Origin of the sequence: Haliscomenobacter sp. (assembly GCF_033763495.1) — a bacterium.
In the GTDB taxonomy this organism is placed as follows: Bacteria; Bacteroidota; Bacteroidia; order Chitinophagales; family Saprospiraceae; genus Haliscomenobacter.
Map to the genome: position 1 here is coordinate 1 of NZ_JANRKL010000136.1, position 4150 is coordinate 4150.

At 45.7% G+C, this 4150-nt stretch carries 4 protein-coding genes; 3 read left to right on the top strand and 1 reads right to left on the bottom strand.

The genetic code is table 11. The annotated features are described in order from the left end of the window. Positions 1-1232, top strand: a 1232-nt coding sequence (locus SFV55_RS13990; protein WP_320030135.1) for a DUF58 domain-containing protein, incomplete at its 5' end; no start/stop codon positions are given. 69 nt (positions 1233-1301) lie between these two features. Here SFV55_RS13990 and SFV55_RS13995 read toward each other — a convergent pair. Further along, complete coding sequence (locus tag SFV55_RS13995; protein ID WP_320030136.1) at positions 1302-1997, bottom strand: hypothetical protein; 696 nt, start codon at positions 1995-1997, stop codon at positions 1302-1304. A 102-nt stretch (positions 1998-2099) separates the two neighbouring features. Between SFV55_RS13995 and SFV55_RS14000 the strand changes: the two genes are divergently transcribed. Both SFV55_RS14000 and SFV55_RS14005 read left to right on the top strand, forming a co-directional pair. Continuing rightward, positions 2100-3197 carry an aminopeptidase gene (locus SFV55_RS14000; RefSeq protein WP_320030137.1) on the top strand — a complete coding sequence of 366 codons (1098 nt, stop codon included), beginning with the start codon at positions 2100-2102 and terminating at the stop codon, positions 3195-3197. 149 nt (positions 3198-3346) lie between these two features. Next, complete coding sequence (locus SFV55_RS14005; RefSeq protein WP_320030138.1) at positions 3347-4069, top strand: hypothetical protein; 723 nt, start codon at positions 3347-3349, stop codon at positions 4067-4069. Positions 4070-4150 lie beyond the last annotated feature (81 nt).

Below are 4150 nucleotides of genomic sequence, written 5' to 3' on the forward strand. Positions count from 1 at the left end.
CGATTGGGCAGTTTTTACTCTTTATCTTTCTGGCCTTGGTTTTAACCGATTGGATGCTCCTGTTTCAGGCTGGTGTAAATTTGAACGGGGTGCGTCGTTTGCCCCGGATGTTGAGCCTGGGAGACGAAAATCCGGTTTACCTAGATTTGAACAACGACTCTAACCTTACTTTACGCATCAACCTCATTGACGAGCTTCCAGAGCAATTGCAAACCCGTAATTTTGTTCAAAGTCTGACCCTGCAAAGGGGAGAAGTCGCCTCTATCCGTTATGATTTACGCCCGGTGGAACGCGGAGAATATAGTTTTGGAGCAACCAACTGTTATGCTACTGGCCTGTTTGGGCTGGTAGAGCGGCGCTTCCAACTCAATCAAATCCCCATGAAAGCGGCGGTTTATCCTTCTGTGATTCAAATGAAACAAATGGAGATGCGGGCTTTTGAACGCACCACTACCCGCGAAGGCATCAAACACATTCGCCGAATTGGGCACAGTTACGAGTTTGAACAGATCAAAAACTATGTGGCAGGTGATGATTTTCGCAGCATCAACTGGAAGGCCAGTAGCCGCAAGGAAGGCTTGATGGTCAATCAATTTGAAGATGAACGGGCGCAACAGGTGTATTGCATCATCGACAAAAGTCGGGTGATGCGGATGCCATTCAAGGGTCTGAGTCTGATGGATTACGCAATCAATGCTACCTTGGCTATTTCTAACATCATCATCAAAAAATACGACAAGGCTGGTTTGATTACTTATTCCGATAAAATTGGGGCAACAATTAAAGCAGACAATCGCCCAACTCAGTTGAATTTTATCCTGAATGCACTCTACAAAGAAAAAGAGCGCCCATTGGAGGCCAATTATGAGCTACTTTTCCACATCAGCAGCAAGCTCATTAATGGCCGCAGCCTGATTTTGCTCTTTACCAATTTTGAAAGTGCATTTGCCCTGGAAAGGGCCTTGCCCATTCTGCGGCGCATCAATCGTCGGCATCTCCTGGTGGTTGTCTTTTTTGACAATACCGAAATTCGTGAATTTGCCGAACAGGAGGTTAAAGATGTAGAAGGCATTTACCAACAAACCATGGCGCGAAAATACCTCAGCGAAAAAGCTCAAATGGTACTTACCCTTCGACAATATGGCATTCAGTCTGTGCTTACCCGGCCCGAAGATCTTTCCATCAATACCATTAATAAATATTTGGAATTGAAGGCAAGAGGATTGATTTGAGCCCTAAATGAAAAGAGCGGGAAGCAAGTAACACCTGCTTCCCGCTCTCCTCTCACTCTCTTTTCTCAATTAATTCCCGCAGCTTTCCTTCAGTGCAGTCAAGGCTTCTTTGCTTGCCACACTTTGAGTAGTTCCATCGGTCAAGGTTACACTGATAGGGAATACCAGACTTGGACGTACCCGGGAACTTGGGTTGTTCTTTTTCCAGTTGTGCAGAATCGTGTGCAGCGCTTCTTTATCGGCAGCAGTAGCAGTGGTGCTATCTGGCAACTGAACAGTTACTGGGAAGTTCAAGGTAAAGCAGTTTTGGCCTCTGTCACCAGGCTTGTGTCCTCTACCACGACCTTTGCCACGACCTTTCGGGGTGCAAGTTGCCAGGAGGGTTTTGAATTCTTCTTTGCTTGCCACACTTGTTACTGTACCATCGCTAGCCATTACTTCCAATGGGAAAACCAAGGTAGGACGTTCGGTAGCACTAGGGTTAGCTTCTTTCCAACTGCGGATGGTTTCGCGCATGTTTTCGTTGGAGGTAACTTCAGCAGTAGTGCCATCGGCAAATTCAATGGTGATGGGGTAAACAAATTCGAAGCAGCTTCCGCGGCCACAGCCACCATTGTGGTGCAGTGAATCCATCGCGCCCAGGGTGAAATAGTCTTCGGAAGTAACATCCAGGCTACTCTTGTCGCAAGAAGCCAAACCCAACATCGCCAGGATAAATGCAAAACCGGCAAAAAACTTGAAAGAGATTTTCAATTGTGAGATCATGGAACAACAAATTTTTTGAGTTGATTAATGTCTTTGTAGGAAGAAGCCAGGGATTTGTATATTGTACTCAGCGAAAACTCTTAAAAAAACGTTAAGACAAACATGAAGACGATTTTGGAAAAATATGCTGATCTGCTGGTGCACTATTGTATGGAGATCAAGCCCGGCGATAAACTATTCATCAAGACCACTATTTTGGCGGAACCACTGCTGCGTGAAGTTTTTCGTTCGGCCATCCGGGCGGGCGCTACGGTGGATACTGAACTGGAGTTTCGGGAGCAAAACCGCATTTTTTTCCAGGAAGCCCAGCCCGCCCAGCTGAGTCGGGTTTCGCCCTTGTATCAATTGGCGATGGAAACCTATGATGCCTATCTGCATATTCGTGCCCCCTTTAACCTGGGCGAAAGCAATGGCAGCACCGCCGAAAAAACCCAAATCCATCAGCAGGCCTACCAAAAAGCCTCCGATGCATACTTCCGGCGCACGGCCACCCGCGAGCTCAAGCGGAACCTCTGTCAATTCCCTACCCAGGCCAGCGCCCAAAAAGCGGGTTTATCCCTGGAAGAATACGAGCATTTTGTGTTCAACGCCTGCAAACTCAACGACCCCGACCCGATTGAAAGCTGGATCAAGGTGCGCCAAAACCAACAACGCATTGTAGATCACCTGAACAAAAGTTCGGAGATACAGTATAAAGGTGAGGGCATCGATTTGACCTTTTCTTGTCGTGGCCGCATCTGGATGAATTCTGACGGACAAACCAATATGCCCTCCGGTGAGGTCTATACTTCACCAGTTGAAGATTCTGTTAACGGAATGGTACGGTTTTCGCTACCTGCTTTGTACGGCAACGATGAAGTGGAAGGTGCTACTCTTTACGTCAAAGATGGGTACATTGAAAAGTGGGAGGCTAGCAAAGGGATTGAAGTCCTGGATCGGGTCTTCAAAATTGAAGGAACCCGACGTTTTGGGGAGGCGGCCATTGGCACCAATTACGATATCGACCGAATGACCAAAAACATTCTTTTTGATGAAAAAATCGGAGGGACTGTACATTTGGCCATCGGACAGTCTTATTTACAAACCGGAGGAAAAAACCAATCCGCTGTCCACTGGGACATGATTACCGATATGCGCAATGGGGGGGAGATTTTCACCGACGGGGAAAAAATTTACGAGAATGGGCACTTCACAATTTAAATGGAATTTTATCTTTGCCTTCCCAAATAGCAACTTTTGTGCTATTTTAGAGGTTATTTTGTAGCATGTACGAACACTATCATCCATTTTGGAAACCATAACGCTGAAAAACATCATTCGAGATCACTTAACAAACTTAAACTGAAACCGTGAACAGAAGTATAGCATTCCTAGAACTAAAGTATGGCAACATCTATGGGGGTTATCCTAACTTTTACGCTATTAGCGAAATCGCACTACTGGTATTTGAGACAGGTACCAACAAGATTTTTCTAGAGAGTTGGATGAATGGAGCCCACGTAGACATCGTAAACGTCTATTCCAAAACGAACGAACTGGGCCATACAATAGGCCGCGCGAAAGAGGTGATCAACATGAAAACCAAACGTCGCAAGCCCTACGATGAGGAGTTTAAACTGGACGAAGAGCAATTGAAAGATGAGTTCAAGAAGCTCCGCCCTTCCAAACTACCGATTAAGAACTTTTTGATTAAAAACTTCCGGAAGTACAAATTCCGTGATGTCATCGTTTTTGATGGCCGTCGGGATGTATTTCTGTGCGAGCGTTCAGGAGCCAATTTCTCTCGCTACAACGTAGTTGACATTCAAAAGGACCTTAACAAAGAAACCGATTACCTGTTTTCATTGAACAAACTCGCAGTGGTTTGTAACTTTGAAATGGATCAATCGTACCTACGCACCAACAACCTTGAATATTGGTTACACCCGATCGCTGCTCGCCAAATTGTCCCCAAATCCGCTGCATTTGATGCTGCGCGTTTGATGATGATTCACAATGAGTATATGTTCCACCATAGTGACTTTTTGATCAAAGCACAATTGGTGCTTAACCGTATTCAAACCACGAAGTAATTTTTGATTCTTGAATGATAGTGTTATCGAGGAGCCTCCCGCAGTGCACTGCGGGGGGCTTTCTTATTGGTAGGTTGGTTT

Coding starts and splice junctions, on each gene's coding strand:
- SFV55_RS13995 (WP_320030136.1), bottom strand. CDS start 1,997: ATGATCTCACAATTGAAAATCTCTTTCAAGTTTTTTGCCGGTTTTGCA.
- SFV55_RS14000 (WP_320030137.1), top strand. CDS start 2,100: ATGAAGACGATTTTGGAAAAATATGCTGATCTGCTGGTGCACTATTGT.